General features: G+C 66.4%; 14 protein-coding genes and 2 pseudogenes. 11 read left to right on the top strand and 5 right to left on the bottom strand.

Translation table 11 applies throughout. The features are described from left to right. Positions 1 to 377 precede the first annotated feature (377 nt). From DIE21_RS18545 to DIE21_RS18520, 6 genes and pseudogenes are all read left to right on the top strand, one after another. The gene (locus DIE21_RS18545; protein ID WP_124499073.1) at positions 378 to 566 is read left to right on the top strand and encodes a DUF1843 domain-containing protein; all 189 of its coding nucleotides are present in this window, start codon (positions 378 to 380) and stop codon (positions 564 to 566) included. Between the two features lie 48 nt (positions 567 to 614). Beyond that, complete coding sequence (locus DIE21_RS18540) at positions 615 to 1232, top strand: DUF1842 domain-containing protein (RefSeq protein WP_124499072.1); 618 nt, start codon at positions 615 to 617, stop codon at positions 1230 to 1232. A gap of 46 nt (positions 1233 to 1278) precedes the next feature. Then, on the top strand, positions 1279 to 1863 hold the full coding sequence (locus DIE21_RS18535) for a DUF1842 domain-containing protein (RefSeq protein ID WP_124499071.1): 585 nt from the start codon (positions 1279 to 1281) through the stop codon (positions 1861 to 1863). 100 nt (positions 1864 to 1963) lie between these two features. Further along, positions 1964 to 3412 carry a GDL motif peptide-associated radical SAM/SPASM maturase gene (locus tag DIE21_RS18530; protein ID WP_124499070.1) on the top strand — a complete coding sequence of 483 codons (1449 nt, stop codon included), beginning with the start codon at positions 1964 to 1966 and terminating at the stop codon, positions 3410 to 3412. Positions 3413 to 3520: 108 nt separating this feature from the next. Further along, on the top strand, positions 3521 to 3850 hold the full coding sequence (locus DIE21_RS18525; protein WP_124499069.1) for a hypothetical protein: 330 nt from the start codon (positions 3521 to 3523) through the stop codon (positions 3848 to 3850). 306 nt (positions 3851 to 4156) lie between these two features. Then, a pseudogene (locus DIE21_RS18520) lies at positions 4157 to 4461 on the top strand (transposase); the annotation flags it as partial. A 307-nt stretch (positions 4462 to 4768) separates the two neighbouring features. On the opposite strand, the gene DIE21_RS18515 reads toward DIE21_RS18520, so the two are convergent. Then, on the bottom strand, positions 4769 to 5158 hold the full coding sequence (locus DIE21_RS18515) for a hypothetical protein (protein ID WP_124499068.1): 390 nt from the start codon (positions 5156 to 5158) through the stop codon (positions 4769 to 4771). A 585-nt stretch (positions 5159 to 5743) separates the two neighbouring features. Between DIE21_RS18515 and DIE21_RS38295 the strand changes: the two are divergent. From DIE21_RS38295 to DIE21_RS18500, 3 genes and pseudogenes are all read left to right on the top strand, one after another. After that, positions 5744 to 5909: pseudogene (locus tag DIE21_RS38295) on the top strand (ISNCY family transposase); the annotation flags it as partial. 295 nt (positions 5910 to 6204) lie between these two features. Beyond that, entirely contained in the window at positions 6205 to 6924 is a 720-nt protein-coding gene (locus tag DIE21_RS18505; protein ID WP_124499066.1) for a response regulator transcription factor, read from the top strand. Then, on the top strand, positions 6924 to 8417 hold the full coding sequence (locus DIE21_RS18500; RefSeq protein WP_124499065.1) for a HAMP domain-containing sensor histidine kinase: 1494 nt from the start codon (positions 6924 to 6926) through the stop codon (positions 8415 to 8417). Before DIE21_RS18505 ends, DIE21_RS18500 begins: the two co-directional genes overlap by 1 nt. Before the next feature lie 60 nt (positions 8418 to 8477). Here the strand turns inward: DIE21_RS18500 and DIE21_RS18495 are convergent, their stop codons facing one another. Beyond that, positions 8478 to 9578: an AraC family transcriptional regulator gene (locus tag DIE21_RS18495; RefSeq protein WP_124499064.1), complete on the bottom strand. Its 1101-nt coding sequence runs from the start codon at positions 9576 to 9578 to the stop codon at positions 8478 to 8480. 318 nt (positions 9579 to 9896) lie between these two features. On the opposite strand from DIE21_RS18495, the gene DIE21_RS18490 reads away from it, so the two are divergent. Further along, complete coding sequence (locus DIE21_RS18490; protein ID WP_124499063.1) at positions 9897 to 11531, top strand: AMP-binding protein; 1635 nt, start codon at positions 9897 to 9899, stop codon at positions 11529 to 11531. Beyond that, on the top strand, positions 11531 to 12709 hold the full coding sequence (locus tag DIE21_RS18485) for an AraC family transcriptional regulator (RefSeq protein ID WP_185642799.1): 1179 nt from the start codon (positions 11531 to 11533) through the stop codon (positions 12707 to 12709). The genes DIE21_RS18490 and DIE21_RS18485 overlap by 1 nt, the downstream gene beginning before the upstream one ends. Positions 12710 to 12896: 187 nt before the next feature. Here DIE21_RS18485 and pntB read toward each other — a convergent pair whose 3' ends face one another. From pntB to DIE21_RS18470, 3 genes are all read right to left on the bottom strand, one after another. Beyond that, positions 12897 to 14309 (bottom strand): Re/Si-specific NAD(P)(+) transhydrogenase subunit beta, encoded by a 1413-nt coding sequence (pntB, locus tag DIE21_RS18480; RefSeq protein ID WP_124499062.1) that lies wholly within the window; start codon positions 14307 to 14309, stop codon positions 12897 to 12899. A gap of 13 nt (positions 14310 to 14322) precedes the next feature. Next, positions 14323 to 15924, bottom strand: a complete 1602-nt coding sequence (locus DIE21_RS18475; protein ID WP_124499061.1) for a Re/Si-specific NAD(P)(+) transhydrogenase subunit alpha — start codon at positions 15922 to 15924, stop codon at positions 14323 to 14325. A gap of 568 nt (positions 15925 to 16492) precedes the next feature. Beyond that, a complete protein-coding gene (locus tag DIE21_RS18470) occupies positions 16493 to 17083 on the bottom strand; it encodes a dimethylsulfonioproprionate lyase family protein (protein ID WP_124499060.1) in 591 nt (196 codons plus the stop codon). Positions 17084 to 17236: the final 153 nt, after the last annotated feature.

The raw sequence follows: 17236 nt of genomic DNA, 5'->3' as shown, positions 1-17236 counted from the left end.
CGCGTCAACGCGATGTCCTGAGCGCGCGGCTCGGCGGCTTGCGCGCGTCACCCCCTTCATCCCGAGACCGTGGCGCGAGGCGAATGCTGGCGCCTTGTCGACGTGCGCCGAGCCTTTTCCGACATGTCACGCCGGTACGCGTCCCCGGCACCGGACCTCGCGCGCTTGCATCCGGGAGATCGGGCGATCGCGCTGCACATGGACACATTCGTCCATCGCGCAGCAAACGGCCGGACGAATTCGTCCTCGGATTGTCGAGCGGCAGCACCGCGCACGGACACAGGCTTGTCGATCCACGATTGGCACATCGGTTGCTTGATCTCGTGTTCGCGGAGATTCCGCGAATCGGCACGACGACCTTTTTAGCGAGAACGTTTATGAACAGGGAAACCGGCCATGTCATTCCGCCTTACGGCGTAGCGATCCACCAGGCCATATCGGAAGGCGATGTGTCAAGGATGAAGGCTTTGCTCAGCCAGGCCGAAGAGGTTCTGAAGCAGCACGAGGACCTGGCTGCCGCGGTCGGCAAGCTCAAGCAGGAGATCGTGAGGCGCGAGCGGGCCTGAGCTGCCGTCGCACGCATCGTCGTTTCGTTTACCACCCAGGAGGACCAAATGTCAGAGAACACACGTACCGGGCTGTTCCCGGCGGGCTACGTCATCGGCACCGGAATGCCGGGCGCACCGACGCTCAGGCTCGCATTGCTCGTGGATGCGCCCGAGGGCAGTGTGGTTGGCACCGCAACGATCGGGCAGGCGGTGAATCCGCCGGTCGACTTCCATGCCGACGTCTGGGGCAACTACACCTATATGGCGCTGATGCCGCCGGTCAACACGCGCATCCTGGTGACGCTGCAGGGCAACGACGGCGGCCCGAACTCGAATTCGATCGTGACGTTCCGGCTGCATCTCGTGCTCGAAAGCGACTGGCAAAGCGGCGTTGCGTCGTACAGCTATTTCGACAACGGCAGCTGGCATGCCTTCGAGAATGTGCCGGCAAGGATCGATCGGGAATTCATCCCCCTCGAGCCCGGCCCGGTGATCGTCGAGCCGCACGGCGGGCCGCGGCCTCTATACGGTGCGCCCATTCAGCAAGCGACGGCCTCCGGCGATCTCGCGCACATGAAGACGGTCGCGGCCGCGGCGAAGCATCAGTTGCAAAGCCGTGACGAAATTGCTGCCGCGCTGGCTGCGCTGAAGACTGAAATCGCGCGCCTGGAAGCCGGGAACTGAAACCGGCCCGGTCGCCCCGATCCTTATTCGTTACAGGAGCCATCCCATGTCCGTCGCTCTTTTTCCCGTGAATTTCCGCGTCGCAACGCCGGCTATCGGCGCACCTGTCCTCACGCTGGCGCTACTGGTCAACGCGCCGGCCAAGAAGGTCAGCGGCGTGGCGCGCATCACCCAGACGACCTGGCCGCCGCTCGAATTCAGTGCGCAGGTATGGGGCCAATTCAGCCAGATCGTGCTGACGCCCGGCGGCAAGACGCAACTCGTCCTCAGCCTGCTGGGCAACCCTTCCGGGCCGACCAGCGGCCTGGCCGAAACGTTCCGGCTGCAGGGCATCGTCGAGGCGGACTGGAAGTCGGGCGTGGCCAGCTACCGGTTCTTCGAAGGGGAGCGCTGGCATGAAGTGGATCACGCGATCATGACGGTGGCCGGTGCGCTGCAACCGTTCGAACCCCGGCATCCGGTCACGCCGCTGTATGGCGTCGGCCTGCAGCAGGCGAGGCAATCGGGCGATCTCGGCCGAATGAAGGCGCTCGCCCGCCAGGCCGAACAACAGCTCGCCGACGCAGGCCGTATCGAGGAGGCCCTTGCCGGCCTGAACGCAGAGATTGCCCGGCTGGAAGCCGGGCGCTGAGCACGCGCGAGGCGGCGGTGCCTGCCGCGGTTTGCGGCGGCCGCCGCCGACCGGTCGGTGAGTGGCTGGTGCGGGATGGACGATATTCGAGGACATCGAAATGGACGAGAATCAAGTGCGCCCGGTTCGCTTCCTGAGCGAACAGGACTACGAACGGTTCGTCCCGGTTCACGTCGTGTGGGAAATCACGCTGGCTTGCGACTTGAAGTGCCTGCACTGCGGATCGCGTGCGGGCCACCGACGCACCAACGAACTGTCGACCGGCGAGTGTCTCGAAGTGATCGATGCGCTGGCGAGGCTCGGTACGCGGGAAGTGTCGATGATCGGAGGTGAGGCTTACCTGCGCAAGGACTGGGCGCAACTCATCAAGGCAATCCGGTCGCACGGGATGTACTGCGCGGTGCAGACGGGTGGCCGCAATCTGACCCCTGCCCGGCTCGCGCAGGCCGTCGAAGCGGGCCTCAATGGGCTGGGCGTATCGCTGGACGGCCTGGCGCCGCTGCACGACAAGGTGCGCAATGTCCCGGGATCGTTCGACCGGGCCGTGGATACGCTGAAGCGTGCCCGTGCGCACGGTCTCGCGGTCAGTGTGAACACGCAGATCGGCTCGGCGACGATGCGCGATCTCCCGGCGTTGATGGATACGATCATCGAGATCGGGGCGACACACTGGCAGATTCAGTTGACGGTCGCGATGGGCAACGCGGTCGATCACGACGAATTGCTCCTGCAGCCGTACCAGCTCGAGACGCTGATGCCGCTGCTCGCCGATCTCTACAAGCGGGGGCTGGAGCGCGGCCTGCTGATGAATGTCGGCAACAACATCGGCTACTTCGGGCCGCACGAGCATCTGTGGCGCGGCTTCGGCGACGAGCGGGTGCACTGGACCGGATGCGCGGCCGGGCAGACCGTCATCGCGCTCGAAGCGGACGGCACCGTCAAGGGGTGCCCGTCGCTCGCGACGGTCGGTTTCGCCGGCGGCAACGTTCGGGATCTGTCGCTGGAGGAGATCTGGCGCACGAGCGAGGCGATCCATTTCGGCCGGCTGCGCTCGGTGGACGACCTGTGGGGCTTCTGTCGCACGTGTTACTACGCCGATGTGTGTCGTGGCGGCTGCACGTGGACCTCGCATTCGCTGCTCGGCAAGCCGGGCAACAATCCTTATTGCCACTACCGCGTGCTCGAACTGAAGAAGCAGGGGCTGCGCGAGCGCATCGAGAAGATCGAGGACGCGGCGCCCACGTCGTTCGCGGTGGGTCGCTTCGACCTGGTCACCGAACGCATTTCGGACGGCACACCCGTATCGAGCATTTCCCGCTCGGGACAAACCGTCGAACTCGCGTGGAAACACAAGGGCAAGCGTGCGCCGGAGGTCGGGAGAGTGCCGCCGAGGCTGGTCGTCTGCCGCGCCTGTAACAGCTACGTCCATCAGCACGAGTCGCGGTGCCCGCACTGCGGGGCGGACATCGCGGCAGCCGAGCGTGCTTACGAACACGACGCGCGGCGTCGTCATGCACTCATCGAGGAAGTCGAGCGGCTGTTGAGTTGAGTGAGCCGGAGCGCATCTCGTCGATCGTCGAGTGGAGTCCAGGAACCACTATAAAAACGGTGACCATGTTCGATCGGTCATGAAATACGGACTTTATGGGGAATATTCATGAGCAACGTCCAAGCGGAAGTGGCGCCGGTGACCGGTGTCGGTACCTACACCTGGGAGCTGTCGTTGTATGAATACCAGGGAACCTGCTGGATCAAGTGGTCCACGAATGCGCCGTTTCGAGCCCAGCAAGGGCGCGTCTGCCTGTATTCGGGCAGCTTTCCATCCAATCCGACCGATGCGAAGGCGTGGAGCTGGGATAACGAGAACGGCCACAATTTCAATACGAAGCAGCCGTGGGGGGCCGGGTGGTGTGCGGCCTACATTGCCGAAAAGAGTCCGAACGGGCCGTACACCTATCTCGCGAAAACCCAGGTGACGAAAACCTGAGTCCGCTTGTCGCCCGACAGGACTCACACCGGCAGGCGATGGGGGCGCCGTCCCGATTTCACGGGTTGCTGTCGAATCGTTCGATGTGCCGGCGTGCAACGCGCACGCCCCTGTCTGCCACGCATGCTGAATGGTCAGTCAGAGGCCGGATCGGCGGACGATCTTCTTGCGAGCCGGGACACGCCGGCCGGCATGCTGCTCAGGCTGGACGGCAACCGCGTGAGCGGCATGCATGTCGTCTAACGGCGCGTGTCTTCCGGTCTCGCCGGATTCATGCGGTGATGCGGGCAGGCGATGGCGCCTGCTCGTCGGCAATGGCAGTATCTGATCCGCTACGTCGACGACAGCCGTCTGCCCATAGACAACAACGTCATCGAGCGCGACATCAGGCCGTTTGCCACCGCGAGAAAATCGTGGTTGTTCAGCGACACGGTCGCCGGCGCGAAGGCGAGCGCGGTGGTCTACAGCTTGATGCTTACATGCCGCGCCTGCGGCGTCGAACCGCACGCCTGGTTGTTGCACGCGCTGACCGAATTGCCGCAGGCGCGGACATCAGCGACCTGCTGCCGTTCAACCACGCGAAGCGGCAAGCCGAGGCAAGCGTGAACTGACGCACCGAGCGCGCGTCGACCACCACGTCGGCGCGCACTGCCGAAACCCAGACGTGGACATCGTCGGTCGTCCCGACCATCGCGATGCGGCTACGCTCGCCCGTCAGTTGCAAATGATTCTCCATTCCGTGTGCTCAATCCAGCGCTTACCATCGCTTCACTCTCAGTGTTGTTTGATTCCTTGTTTCAACGTTTACCCCTCCCGCTCGGATGACGTCCGCCGGAGGCATTTCAACGGCCTGTTAATGTTGTGGTCCATTGATGCGGCAGCGATGACTTGCCGCCGCCAACGTCATGACAAATCAGCTTAGCCGAGTGCGAATTTCAACGTGCCCAGGCTGCCGACTTCGACCACGCCATCGCTATTGACGAAGGAACGCGTACCTTCGGCAACGATTGTGTTGTTGGTCAAATAGGCGCCGTTCCAGCTATCGACAATGTTGTAGGGACGTTGGTCGGGGCGCTGGCTGCCGCCGAAGCTAATGTTGAATGGCGCGACGCCGTCCTTGCCTTGGGCCTTGCTGAACACCCAGCCATAGTGTCCGACGTTGCCTTCGGAAGTGAACGCGCCGATCGGGCTATAGTTGGTGGTATAGACGCCAGCGATGACACCATTGGATGGATCGGCGGACGTGATTTTGAATGTGAAATTCTTGTCCGACGAGGTATAGGTGCCGGTGAGAGGTACGTTTGCCATGGCAATCTCCATTTTTTATGGATTTGAAGGATGCAGTCGAGCGCGTCGGTCGCGCACCTGCCAAAGCAATATAGGCGTCGGATACCGTGGATACACCCTGTAAAGCTTGACAGGGCCGAAAAGCAAAGACGCATGTTTTTCGGCGTAGATATCCATAGGGGTATGAACATGATAAGCGCGAAAGATATCTCGTTATCGTGGCGTTTGACGATGTCTGCAAACAACCCCGCGCAAGATCGAGTGGCCGTTGCGGAACCGTGCGAACGGCGCTTCGCGACCCGCTGCTGCCGGTCGAGCAGTCGGAGTGCAAGGGCAAGTATCTGAGCGGAGCGGTCATTTCGTACCATCACTCGAGGACAAGTCGTCGGCCTTAGCCGACATTCAGGCGTCAGTGTTCGTGTAGCCCCTTGAGACGCTTTTCTTCCATTCGTGCTACTGCGATCGCGACTGTCAGGTTTCGCTATCCGTGAACTCGCACTCACGAACCGTTTCCGTCGCTTCAATCAGCATGCGTGACCCCGTCGTGCGAGCAGCAGGGTTGGGAACGGGCACCGCTTTCTAACTACCCCACATCGCACGCACCACCTGGCTGAAACGGAGCGGACCACGGGCGATGCGCGAGCTGGACAGGTTCAAGGTCATTCAGGACGTGCCGGACGGTAAGGCCAAACCATGGCGTGCGGCGGAACGACTGGGATTGACGACACGGCAGGCAGCACGGCTTATCATCGGGACGCGCGGGCTTGTATCATCGCTTGGAACGTATCACGTCCGCTTTTTAGTGTTTTTTTAGTGTTCGGACTGGGGTAAGGGACGTTTCGTTTTAGGGGCCGCGGCGGAAAGCCTTACGGGCATTGGCTGACAGCACAGCCACGATTCAAACTTAAACGAATTGTGACCCCTGCCACCGGCAAAATTTTGCACAATGGCGACAGCGCGGCGTTGCGCCGCGATTCGCCCCGGGCAGGCCGGCTTTCCGGACCCTGGCCGGCCAGAAACGCCGTTCGAGACCGAAGAGCGCCGCCGACGTGCCGCCGCCGACCGCCATGGACCACCCCAAACGCATCCTGATCGTCGAAGACGACGCCGACATCGCCGACGTGCTGAGCCTGCACCTGCGCGACGAACGCTACGAAGTCGTGCACAGCGCGGATGGCACCGAAGGCCTGCGCCTGCTCGAACAGGGCAACTGGGACGCGCTGATCCTCGACCTGATGCTGCCCGGCGTCGACGGCCTGGAAATCTGCCGGCGCGCACGCGCGATGGCGCGCTACACGCCGATCATCATCACCAGCGCACGTTCGAGCGAGGTGCACCGGATCCTCGGCCTCGAGCTCGGCGCCGACGACTACCTGGCGAAACCGTTCTCGGTGCTCGAACTCGTCGCGCGGGTGAAGGCGCTGCTGCGGCGCGTCGACGCGCTTGCACGCGATTCGCGGATCGACGCGGGCACGCTCGACGTCGCCGGGCTGTCGATCGACCCGATCGCGCGGGAAGCTGCCGTCGACGGCACGCGCATCGACCTCACGCCGCGCGAGTTCGACCTGCTGTACTTCTTCGCGCGGCATCCGGGCAAGGTGTTCTCGCGGATGGACCTGCTGAACGCCGTATGGGGCTACCAGCACGAAGGCTACGAACACACGGTGAACACCCACATCAACCGGCTGCGCGCGAAGATCGAGGCCGATCCGGCCGAACCCGCGCGGATCCTCACCGTGTGGGGGCGCGGCTACAAGCTCGCCGCACCGGACCAGCGGGACACCTGATGAAACTGACCCTCACCCAGCGGCTGTCGTGCGTGTTCGCGGTGCTGCTGCTCGCGTGCTCGGGCGCGTCGGCATGGCTGCAGATCCGGGCGAACGACATGCGCGAGAAGGAGGTCGTGCAGGGCCTGTCGCGCGATCTCGCCGCGCACATCGCGAGCAGCACGCCGCTGATGGACGCGAACGGGCTGCGTCCGGACGCCGTGCGCACGCTGTTCGGCCAGTTGATGGGCGTGAACCCGAGCGTCGAGGTGTACCTGCTCGACAACGCGGGGCGTATCAAGGGCGACGACGCGCCGCCCGGCCATGTGAAGCGCGACCGCGTCGATCTCGCGCCGGTGCAGCGCTTCATCGCGGGCGAGCCGCTGCCGATCGTCGGCGACGACCCGCGCAGCCCCGACGCGCGCAAGGTGTTCAGCGCCGCGCCGCTGCAGCGCGCCGGGCAGCCGCTGTCGGGCTACATCTACGTGGTGCTGCTCGGCGAGGCGCACGACCGGCTGGCCGCGCGCGTCGATGCCGGCAACGTGCTGCGCACGACGCTGTGGTCGATGGCGGTGGTCGCGCTGCTCGGCCTGCTCGCGGGCCTGACCGCGTTCAGCTTCATCACGCGCCCGCTGCGCCGGCTGACCGACGCGATGCGCCGCTTCGACGCGAACGGTACGCCCGACACGCAGCCGCCGGTGCCGCAATCACCGCCGGGGCGGCGCGGCGACGACATCGCGGTGCTCGAATCCGCGTTCGCGCAGATGGCCGACCGGATCGGCGAACAGTGGCGCGCGCTGACGCGCCAGGACCAGCAGCGGCGCGAACTGATCACGAACATCTCGCACGACCTGCGCACGCCGCTGACCTCGCTGCACGGCTATCTGGAAACGCTGTCGCTGAAGTCCGACACGCTCGCCGAGTCCGAGCGCCGCCGCTACCTGTCGATCGCGCTCGCGCAGAGCACGAAGGTCGGCCGGCTCGCGCAGGCGCTGTTCGAACTCGCGCGGCTCGAGTCGGGCAGCGTGCAGGCCGAGCGCGAGCCGTTCTCGCTCGTCGATCTCGTGCAGGACGTATTCCAGAAGTTCGAGCTGGCCGCGCAGTCGCGCGGCATCGCACTGCATGCGCGGATTCCGCCGCGCGTGCCGGTCGTGTCGGCCGATCTCGCGATGATCGAGCGCGTGCTGACCAACCTGCTCGACAACGCATTGCGGCACACGCCGCAGCACGGCGAAGTCGAAGTCGCGCTGACGCCGCGGGACGATCGCGTGGTGGTGACCGTGTCGGATACCGGGGAAGGGATTCCGCCTGCGCGGCGCGCAGGGCTGTTCCAGCGGCCGCAGCGGCCGATGAGCGGCGGCACGGCGACGAGCGGCGGGCTCGGGCTGCTGATCGTGCACCGGATGCTGGTGCTCAACGGCAGCGGCATCCGGCTCGTCGATCGGGCCGGGCGCGGCGCGGTGTTCGAGTTTGCGCTGCCGCTCGCGCATCCGGCACCCGGCGAACCGCGCTGAACCCGGCGGCGCACTGCTTGCGCGCGCTGATCTGCCGCTTACCCGCCGCTTACCCGCCGCTTACCCGCCGCGCTTGCGCCGCACGTCGCTGGGGGTCGTGCCGGTCCAGCGCTTGAACGCGTGGCGGAACCCGACCGCATCGCTGAAGCCGAGCGTCAGCGCGATGTCCTCGGTGCTGAGCGTCGTGGTGCTCAGGTAATCGATCGCGAGCGCCTTGCGCACGCTCGTCAGCAGCTCGCTGTACGACGTGCCTTCGGCGTCGAGCTTGCGGCGCAGCGTGCGGGACGTCATGCACAGCGTGTCGGCGATCGCGTCGATGTCCGGGAACTGCCCGGGCGTGCGCGTGAGTTCCTGGTACACGCGCCGCGTGACGCCGGCCTGGCTGCGCAATTCGTCGAGCAGGCGCGCGCAGTGCGACGACACCTGCGCGGCGGTGATCGGGTTCGCGAGCTGCGGCGCGCGCGCGAGCCACGCGGCCGGGTAGCTCAACACGTGGTGCGGCTGGTCGAACGCGATCGGGCATTCGAGCGCGTCGGCGAGCTGCGCCGCGTGCGCCGGCCGAGGCTGCGCGAACTGCGCGCGGGCCGGCACGCACCACGCGCCCATCACGTCCTTGATGATCGTCACGTGCAGCGCGAACTGCATGTCGATCAGGAAGCGGTACAGCGGCAGGTCCGGCTCGGGCAGCGCGGCTTCGTGCGGATCCGGGAACAGCCACGACGCGGTGTCGCCCTGTTCGACCCAGCGGATCGCGAGCATGCCGTTCGCGAGCTGGTGATATTTGACGGCCGAATCGAACGCATGCGCGAGCGATTCCGAGCACAGCATCGCGTAGCCGTACATCCCGTAGCTCGACGCATGCAGCCGGCGGCCGACGCGCACGCCGAGATCGGTGCCGTCGTAGCGGCCGACCGCATTGCGCGCGGCGCCCAGGAACTGCAGCGGCGACGTGAGCGTGAACGGATCGGCGACGGCATCCGGCGACAGGCCGGTGCCGTCGAGCACGGCGGCCGGGTCGAGGCCGAGTTCCTGGGCGACGCCGACGAGCACGGCCAGCTTGGCCGGCGAGAAGCGCTTTTCGCGCAACGCGTGGGCGGGCAGGGCGTCCGGCAGCGAGGCGGTGCCGGTGGCCGTCGGTTTCAAGAGCGCACTGCGCGGCATGGCGGGTTCTGCGTCCGATTTGATATCGTTCCGGTGCGCGATTCTGCGCCGGAACGCGCGGAGGCGCCATAGGGTTCACCCTGATGCGCACGGGCGTGCATGGCCCGGCACGGTGAACCGATGCACGGGCGGAAGCGGCGACAGGCGGCCCGCCGCGCGCCAGCGTGTCCGTTTCGATCATCTTTTCGACCGTCCGGATCATTTTCAAAGCCGGTCTGGCGGGCGATAGTCGCCGGTCAGGCGGCGGCCTGCGCCCATCCGGCGCGCGGGCCGCCGTGCGAACGGCGCTGCCCGGTGCCGTCCCCCGAGGAGCAGGACATGACGAAGAGACACTGGATCGGCTCGTACGGCTCGATCCCCGCCGAGATCGATGCCGATCGCCATCCTTCCGTAACCGCGCTGCTGGACGATGCAATGCGCCGCTTCGCCGAGCGTCCCGCGTTCCGCACGTTCGGCCGCACGCTCACCTATGCCGACGTCGATCGCCTGTCGAGCGCGCTGGCCGCGTACCTGCAGCAGGTCGCGGGCGTGCGCAAGGGCGACCGCGTGGCCGTGATGCTGCCGAACGTGCTCGCGTTTCCGGTGGTGACCGTCGCGGTCGCGCGGCTCGGCGCGATCCAGGTCAACGTGAACCCGTTCTACACCGCGCATGAGCTCGAGCATCAGCTCAACGACGCGGGCGTCGAAGTGGCCGTGGTGTGCGGCGGGTCGATGGGAACGTTCGCCGACGTGGTCGGCAAGACGCGCATGCGGACCGTGCTGAGCGTGGGCCGCGGCGATCTCGGCGTCGTCGATGCGCCGGCCGGCGCGTGCGACGCGCTGCCGCCCGGCTCGATCGCGCTCGCGGACGCCCTCGCCGCGGGCGAATCGCTCGCCTTCGAGCCGGCCGCGCTCGAAGGCGGCGATCTGCTGCTGCTGCAGTACACGGGCGGCACGACCGGGCTGTCGAAGGGCGCCGCGCTGTCGCACCGCAACCTGGTCGCGAACATCGAGCAGTTCGGCGCGATCGTGGCGGCCGCGCGGCGGCCGGGCGAAGAGGTCGTCGTCACGGCGATCCCGCTGTATCACATCTTCGCGCTGACGGTGAACTTCCTGTCCTACTTCGCGATCGGCGCGGAGAACTGGCTCGTCGCGAATCCGCGCGACATGGACGGCTTCATCGACGTGCTGAAGGCCGCGCGGCCGTCGGTGTTCGTCGGCGTCAATACGCTGTATGCGGGGCTCGCCGGCCATCCGCGGCTGAAGGAAGTCGACTGGTCGCGGCTGAAGCTGTCGGCCGGCGGCGGCGCGGCGGTGATCGACGTGATCTCCGCGCGCTGGAAGGCGGTGACGGGCAACTTCATCCGCGAAGGGTACGGGCTGTCGGAAACATCGCCGGTGGTCACGTTCAACCCGCAGTCGATCGACGCGTTCACGGGCACGACGGGCCTGCCGCTGCCGTCGACCGACGTGAAGCTGCTGGACGACCAGGATCGCGAGGTGGCGATTGGCGAGGCGGGCGAGATCTGCGTGCGGGGGCCGCAGGTGATGGGCGGCTACTGGCAGAAGCCGGAGGCGAACGCGGCCGCGTTCACCGCGGACGGCTACTTCCGCACCGGCGACATCGGCGTGTTCGACGCGGCCGGTTTCCTGAAGATCGTCGACCGCAAGAAGGACATGATCATCGTGTCGGGCTTCAACGTGTACCCGAACGAGGTGGAAGCGGTTGCGACCGCGCTGCTGGGCGTCGCCGAATGCGCGTGCATCGGCGTGCCGGACGAGCGCACCGGCGAGGCCGTCAAGCTGTTCGTGGTGCTCGTGCCGGACGCGGCCGTGACCGAAGCGGCGCTCGTCGCGCATTGCCGTGCGAACCTCGCGGGCTACAAGGTGCCGAAGCTGATCCGCCTGGTCGACCGGCTGCCGAAGTCGACGGTCGGCAAGATCCTGCGCCGGGAACTCAGCCGCGCCGATTGATGGTGCCGACGCGCCGCGCGCCCGGCGGCGCGCGTGCCGGCGTGCCGAAGGCCCCGAAGGCCCCGAAGGCCCCGAAGGCCCGGTATGGGCCGCTCAAGTACAATGCGAGCGGTTCGACCGACGGGGACGCGATGACCGGTTCAGACTCACCTTCCGCCCGGCCCGGGCATGCGCTGCCTTCACCGAGCGCGACGGTGCCGATCTCGCTCGTCAACGGTTTCCTCGCCAGCGCGGGCGCGCAGCGCGACGTGGTCGAGCGCTACCTGCGCGGCGCCGGCATCCCGCTCGAGCTGCTCGGCGAGCCGCATGCGCGCGTGACGGAAGAGCAGTTCTCGACGCTGTATCGCACGCTCGCGATCGACCTCGACGACGAGATGCCGGGCATCTTCTCGCGCCCGCTGCGCGGCGGTACGCTGAAGTACCTGTGCCTGAGCCTGCTCGATGCGCGCAACCTCGAAACGGCACTGCATCGTTTCGGCCAGTTCTTCCATATCCTGCTCGACGACTTCTTCGTTGAATCGAAGCGCGACGGTCTCGTCGCCCAGGTGCTGTTGCGGCCGAACCCGGCCGTCGGCCCGATCGGCGCGCTCGGCCAGGAGCTGATGCTCAAGCTCGTGCACGGCGTGTGCTCCTGGCTGATCGGGCAGAAGATTCCGCTGCTGCAGATCGAGTTCGCGTGCCCGCGGCCGCGTCATGCGGTCGAGCACCTGTACTTCTTCTCCGGCTCCGTGCAGTTCGACCGCGAACGCACGCTGATGCGTTTCAGCGCGGACTACCTCGACGTGCCGATCCGGCAGAGCAAGCGCAACCTGCGCAAGTTCCTCGCGCGCGCGCCCGGCGACTGGATCTTCGAATCGTTCAGCGAACAGCTCGTGTGCCATCGCGTGCGGCAATACCTGTCGGCGGCATTGCCCGACCTGCCGGTGATCGACGAGGCGGCCGAGCATCTGCATTGCTCGGTGCGCACGCTGAGCCGCCACCTGGCGGCCGAAGGCACGACGTTCCAGGCGCTCAAGGACGAACTGCGGCGCGACATCGCGATCCAGCGGCTCACCGACACGCTCGACACGATCGCGGCGATCGGCGCCGATATCGGCTTCGACGATCCGAGCGCGTTTCATCGCGCGTTCCGCCACTGGACGGGGAGTACGCCGGGGACTTACCGGCGGCGCGCGTAGCGCGGATTTTTCAAGCGCGCTCCCATAACCGGGATCCTTGGTGCGATCCCATGGACGGCTCCCGGTCGTTCCGGTACCGCGGATGTGCGTCGGCCCGTCGCGCACTGCTGCGTGACGGGCCGACGGGTGATCGGGGCCGCGCGCGGCTGAAACGGGCGGGCTGCCCGCTCCATGCGCGCGGCCGCACTCAGGCTTTCAGTGCGCCGAAGATTTCATTGAGCATCGACTTCGCGTCGCCGAACAACATGCGGTTGTTGTCCTTGTAGAACAGCGGATTGTCGACGCCCGCATAGCCGGACGCCATGCTGCGCTTCATCACGATCGACGTCTTCGCCTTCCACACCTCCAGCACCGGCATGCCGGCGATCGGGCTCGACGGGTCGTCCTGCGCCGCCGGGTTCACGATGTCGTTCGCGCCGATCACCATCGACACGTCGGCCTCGGGGAAGTCGCCGTTGATCTCGTCCATCTCCAGCACGATGTCGTACGGCACCTTCGCTTCGGCCAGCAGCACGTTCATGTGCCCCGGCATGCGGCCCGCGACCGGGTGAATCGCGAAACGCACGTCGACACCTTTTTCGCGCAGCAGCTTCGTCAGTTCGAACACCGTGTGCTGGGCCTGTGCAACGGCCATCCCATAGCCGGGTACGATGATCACGCGCTTCGCTTCGCGCAGCAGCTCGGCCGTTTCCAGCGCACTCACCGCCACGGCCTCGCCGGCCGGCTGCGCGCCGCCGCTCGCTGCCGCCGATGTGCCCGCGCCGCTGCCGAAGCCGCCGGCGATCACGCTGATGAAGTTGCGGTTCATCGCGCGGCACATGATGTACGACAGGATCGCACCGGACGAGCCGACCAGCGCGCCGATCACGATCAGCAGGTCGTTGCCGAGCATGAAGCCGGTGGCTGCCGCCGCCCACCCCGAGTAGCTGTTGAGCATCGACACCACGACCGGCATGTCCGCGCCGCCGATCGCCATCACCATGTGCACGCCGAACAGCAGCGAGATCACGGTCATCACGGCGAGCGGCAGCATGCCGTCCTGGATGCTTTCCGCATGCAGGAACGCGCGGCCGTAGTAGATCACGATCAGCAGCGCGGCCAGGTTCAGCCAGTGCCGCGCCGGCAGCAGCAGCGGCTTGCCGCCGATCTTGCCCGACAGCTTGCCGAACGCGATCACCGAGCCCGCGAAGGTGATCGCGCCGATCAGGATGCCGACGTAGATTTCCACTTCGTGGATGGCCTTCTCGGCGCCGGTGAGCTGCAGCGACGTGTCGATGTAACTCGCGAAGCCCACCAGGCAGGCCGCGAAGCCGACCAGGCTGTGCATCAGCGCGACCAGTTCCGGCATCTGCGTCATCTGCACCTTCTTCGCGGCGTACAGGCCGACGGCACCGCCGACGACCAGCGCGGCGATCACGTACGGAATGCCCGCGGCCGACACGCGCGGGCCGGCCACGGTGGCCAGCACGGCGATCAGCATGCCGATCATGCCGAGCAGGTTGCCGCGGCGCGCGGTTTCAGGATTGGCCAGCCCGCCGAGGCTGAGGATGAACAGGATCGCGGCGCCGATATAGGAGACGGTAGTCAGGTTGGAAGTCATTATTGTTGTCCCCTTATTTGCGGAACATCGCCAGCATGCGCCGCGTGACCGCGAAGCCGCCGAACATGTTGACGGCCGTGAGCGTGAGCGCGCCCACCGCGAGACCGAGGATCAGCCCGGACGGACGATCGCCGGCGTTGGCCAGCTCGCCCAGCGGCGGCGCGATTTGCACGAGCGCGCCGATCGCGATAATCGACGAGATCGCGTTGGTCACGCTCATCAGCGGCGTGTGCAGCGACGGCGTGACGTTCCAGATCACCATGTAGCCGACGAAGCACGCAAGCACGAACACCGTGAAGTGCGACAGGAAGCTCGACGGCGCGAACTGGCCGACCAGCAGGAACGCCAGCGCGCCGATCGCGAACACGATCGCGAGCGACTTGGCCGACATCGGCTCACCGCTGTGGCCGTGACCTTTGGACTTCGCGGGCGCGGCCACTGCGGGCGCGGCCGCCGGGGGCTTGGGCGCGACGGCCGCCTGCTTGATCGGTGGCGCCGGCCACGTGACGGTGCCTTCCTTGATGACGGTAAGGCCGCGGATCGCGTCGTCGTCGAAGTCGACGTTGATCTTGCCGTCCTTGGTCTTGCACAGCTCCTCGACCACGCGCAGCAGGTTGGTCCCGTACAGCGTGGACGACTGCCGCGACAGGCGCGACGCGAGATCGGTGTAGCCGACGATGGTCACGCCGTGGCGCACGACCGCCTCGCCGGGCACCGTGAGTTCGCAGTTGCCGCCCTGTTCGGCGGCCATGTCGACGATCACGCTGCCGGGCTTCATCGACCGCACCATCTCGGCGGTGATCAGCTTCGGCGCCGGCTTGCCGGGGATCAGCGCGGTGGTGATGATGATGTCGGCGTCCTTCGCCTGCTGCGCATACATCGCGCGTTGCGCCTGCTGGAAGCCTTCGCTCATCACCTTCGCGTAACCGCCGCCGCCCGAGCCTTCCTCTTCGTAGTCGACCTTGACGAACTCGCCGCCCAGCGACTTGACCTGATCGGCCACCTCGGCGCGCGTGTCGTTCGCGCGCACGATCGCGCCGAGGCTCGCGGCCGTGCCGATCGCGGCCAGACCGGCCACACCGGCGCCGGCGATGAAGACCTTGGCCGGCGGGATCTTGCCGGCCGCCGTGACCTGGCCGTTCAGGAAGCGGCCGAACGCGTGGGCGGCCTCGATCACCGCCCGGTAGCCGCTGATGCCGGCCATCGACGTGAGCGCGTCCATCTTCTGCGCGCGCGACAGCGTGCGCGGCAGCGAATCGATCGCCAGCACCGTGGCGCGCCTGGCGGCCAGCTGCTGCATCAGTTCGGGGTTCTGCGCCGGCCACACGAAGCCGATCAGCGTGCCGCCCTCGCGCATCAGCGCGACTTCGTCGGCACTCGGCGGGCGCACCTTGAACATGATGTCGCTCCCGGACCAGAGCTCGGCCGCCGTGGCGGCGATGCTCGCACCGGCCGCGCGGTACGCATCGTCGTCAAAATTCGCGCCGGCACCGGCGCCGCTTTGGACGGCCACCGAAAACCCCAGCTTGATCAGTTTCTCGACCACCTCGGGCACGGTCGCAACGCGCCGTTCGCCGGTGGCTGTCTCCAGAGGAATCCCAATCTGTAGTGTCATAAGTGTGAAAGATGGGTGATGGCCATCGCGATGCGCGCGGGCCGGTGCGTCAAGGTACCAGAATCATGTGTGTGTTTAGTGGCTCGCGCGAGGGTTTGCGTTGAAAATAGAACGACCGTTCGCGGAACGCGAATAGAGTATGCCCGATAACGACGGCGCTTTCGAGGAGGCGAGTGCCTTGAGCGCCTGTTCCGTTGCACTGTTGTGTTTTATCCACGTGCGGGTCGTATCGCGTCGGCCGGACGGATGTTGACGAGATGCCCGGACTGCTGCTTTCGCGGTGCGGCGCTACCGTGTGAGCCGACCTGCACGCCGCGGCATCGCATGGATTTCCCATAACCGGCTTCCTTTGCGGGTTCCCATGGCCGGCTTCCTTCTTCCGTCGGCGGTCCTGTCGTTGAATCGCATCCGCGCACGCCGGGCACGATCCGGCCGACCTCGAAACGCACGCGCGTCATTCAACGGCAGTCTGTATCCATCCCGACCGACCGGTAGGCCAATGGCCGGCTGCTGACCGCTGACCACTGACCGCAGGCGGCCCCGCCGGCCTGTCGCGTCGATCGTCAGATCAATTCAGCAGGCACCAGATCGCGAGGAACGGCGCGTCGCCGGAGCGCATCGCATGCAGCGCGCCGCGCGGGTTGTGGATGCCGCCGCCGATGCCGGGATCGAACCATTCGCCGTTTTGCTGGCGGAATTCCCCGGCGGTCATGAGCACGTATGCTTCCTCCGGTGCGTGACCATGATCCGGATATCGGACCCCGGGCATCATCAGCGAGAAGCCGAGCTGAATGTCGCCGCGGCTTTCCGCGCCGCCGGGCCCGCAGATCATCCCGTTCACGTGCCCGTCGATGTAGTTCGGACTGCCGTCCTTTCCCGAGGTGCGGCGCGACCAGCCGACCACGGGCTCGAGCGACTTGATCAGCCGCGCGACGCTGGCGAACGTCGGGTCGACGCGCGCGACCGACTCGAGCGCCGCGTCGAGCCATTCGCATGCGGGGTATCGCACCGCGAGCCGCGTTCCGTTGTCCGACGGGGTCTGCAGCCGTGCGAATACTTGCGGCGCGAATGCACGCGCGGCGGGGGGAAGCTTGTCCGACTGAAACAGATCGCCGGCTATCCGGACGAAATCCGCGATGTTCTTCGGGCGTTCACTCATGCTGGTTTCTGCTCCCGCGGTCACTTGGCTTGATGATACGAAAGTCTACGCAGAAACGTGCAGGTCCGGACAGCGAAAAATGGCGGCCGATTTGACACCGGCCGCCATGCGTGCACTGCTGTTGCCGTCCGGCCCGCGTCGCGCGTCGCTATC

This window comes from Burkholderia sp. Bp9140 (assembly GCF_003853425.1).
GTDB lineage: Bacteria > Pseudomonadota > Gammaproteobacteria > Burkholderiales > Burkholderiaceae > Burkholderia.
Note: the sequence above shows the minus strand (reverse complement) of the source record. Positions and strands in the feature narration are given on the sequence as shown.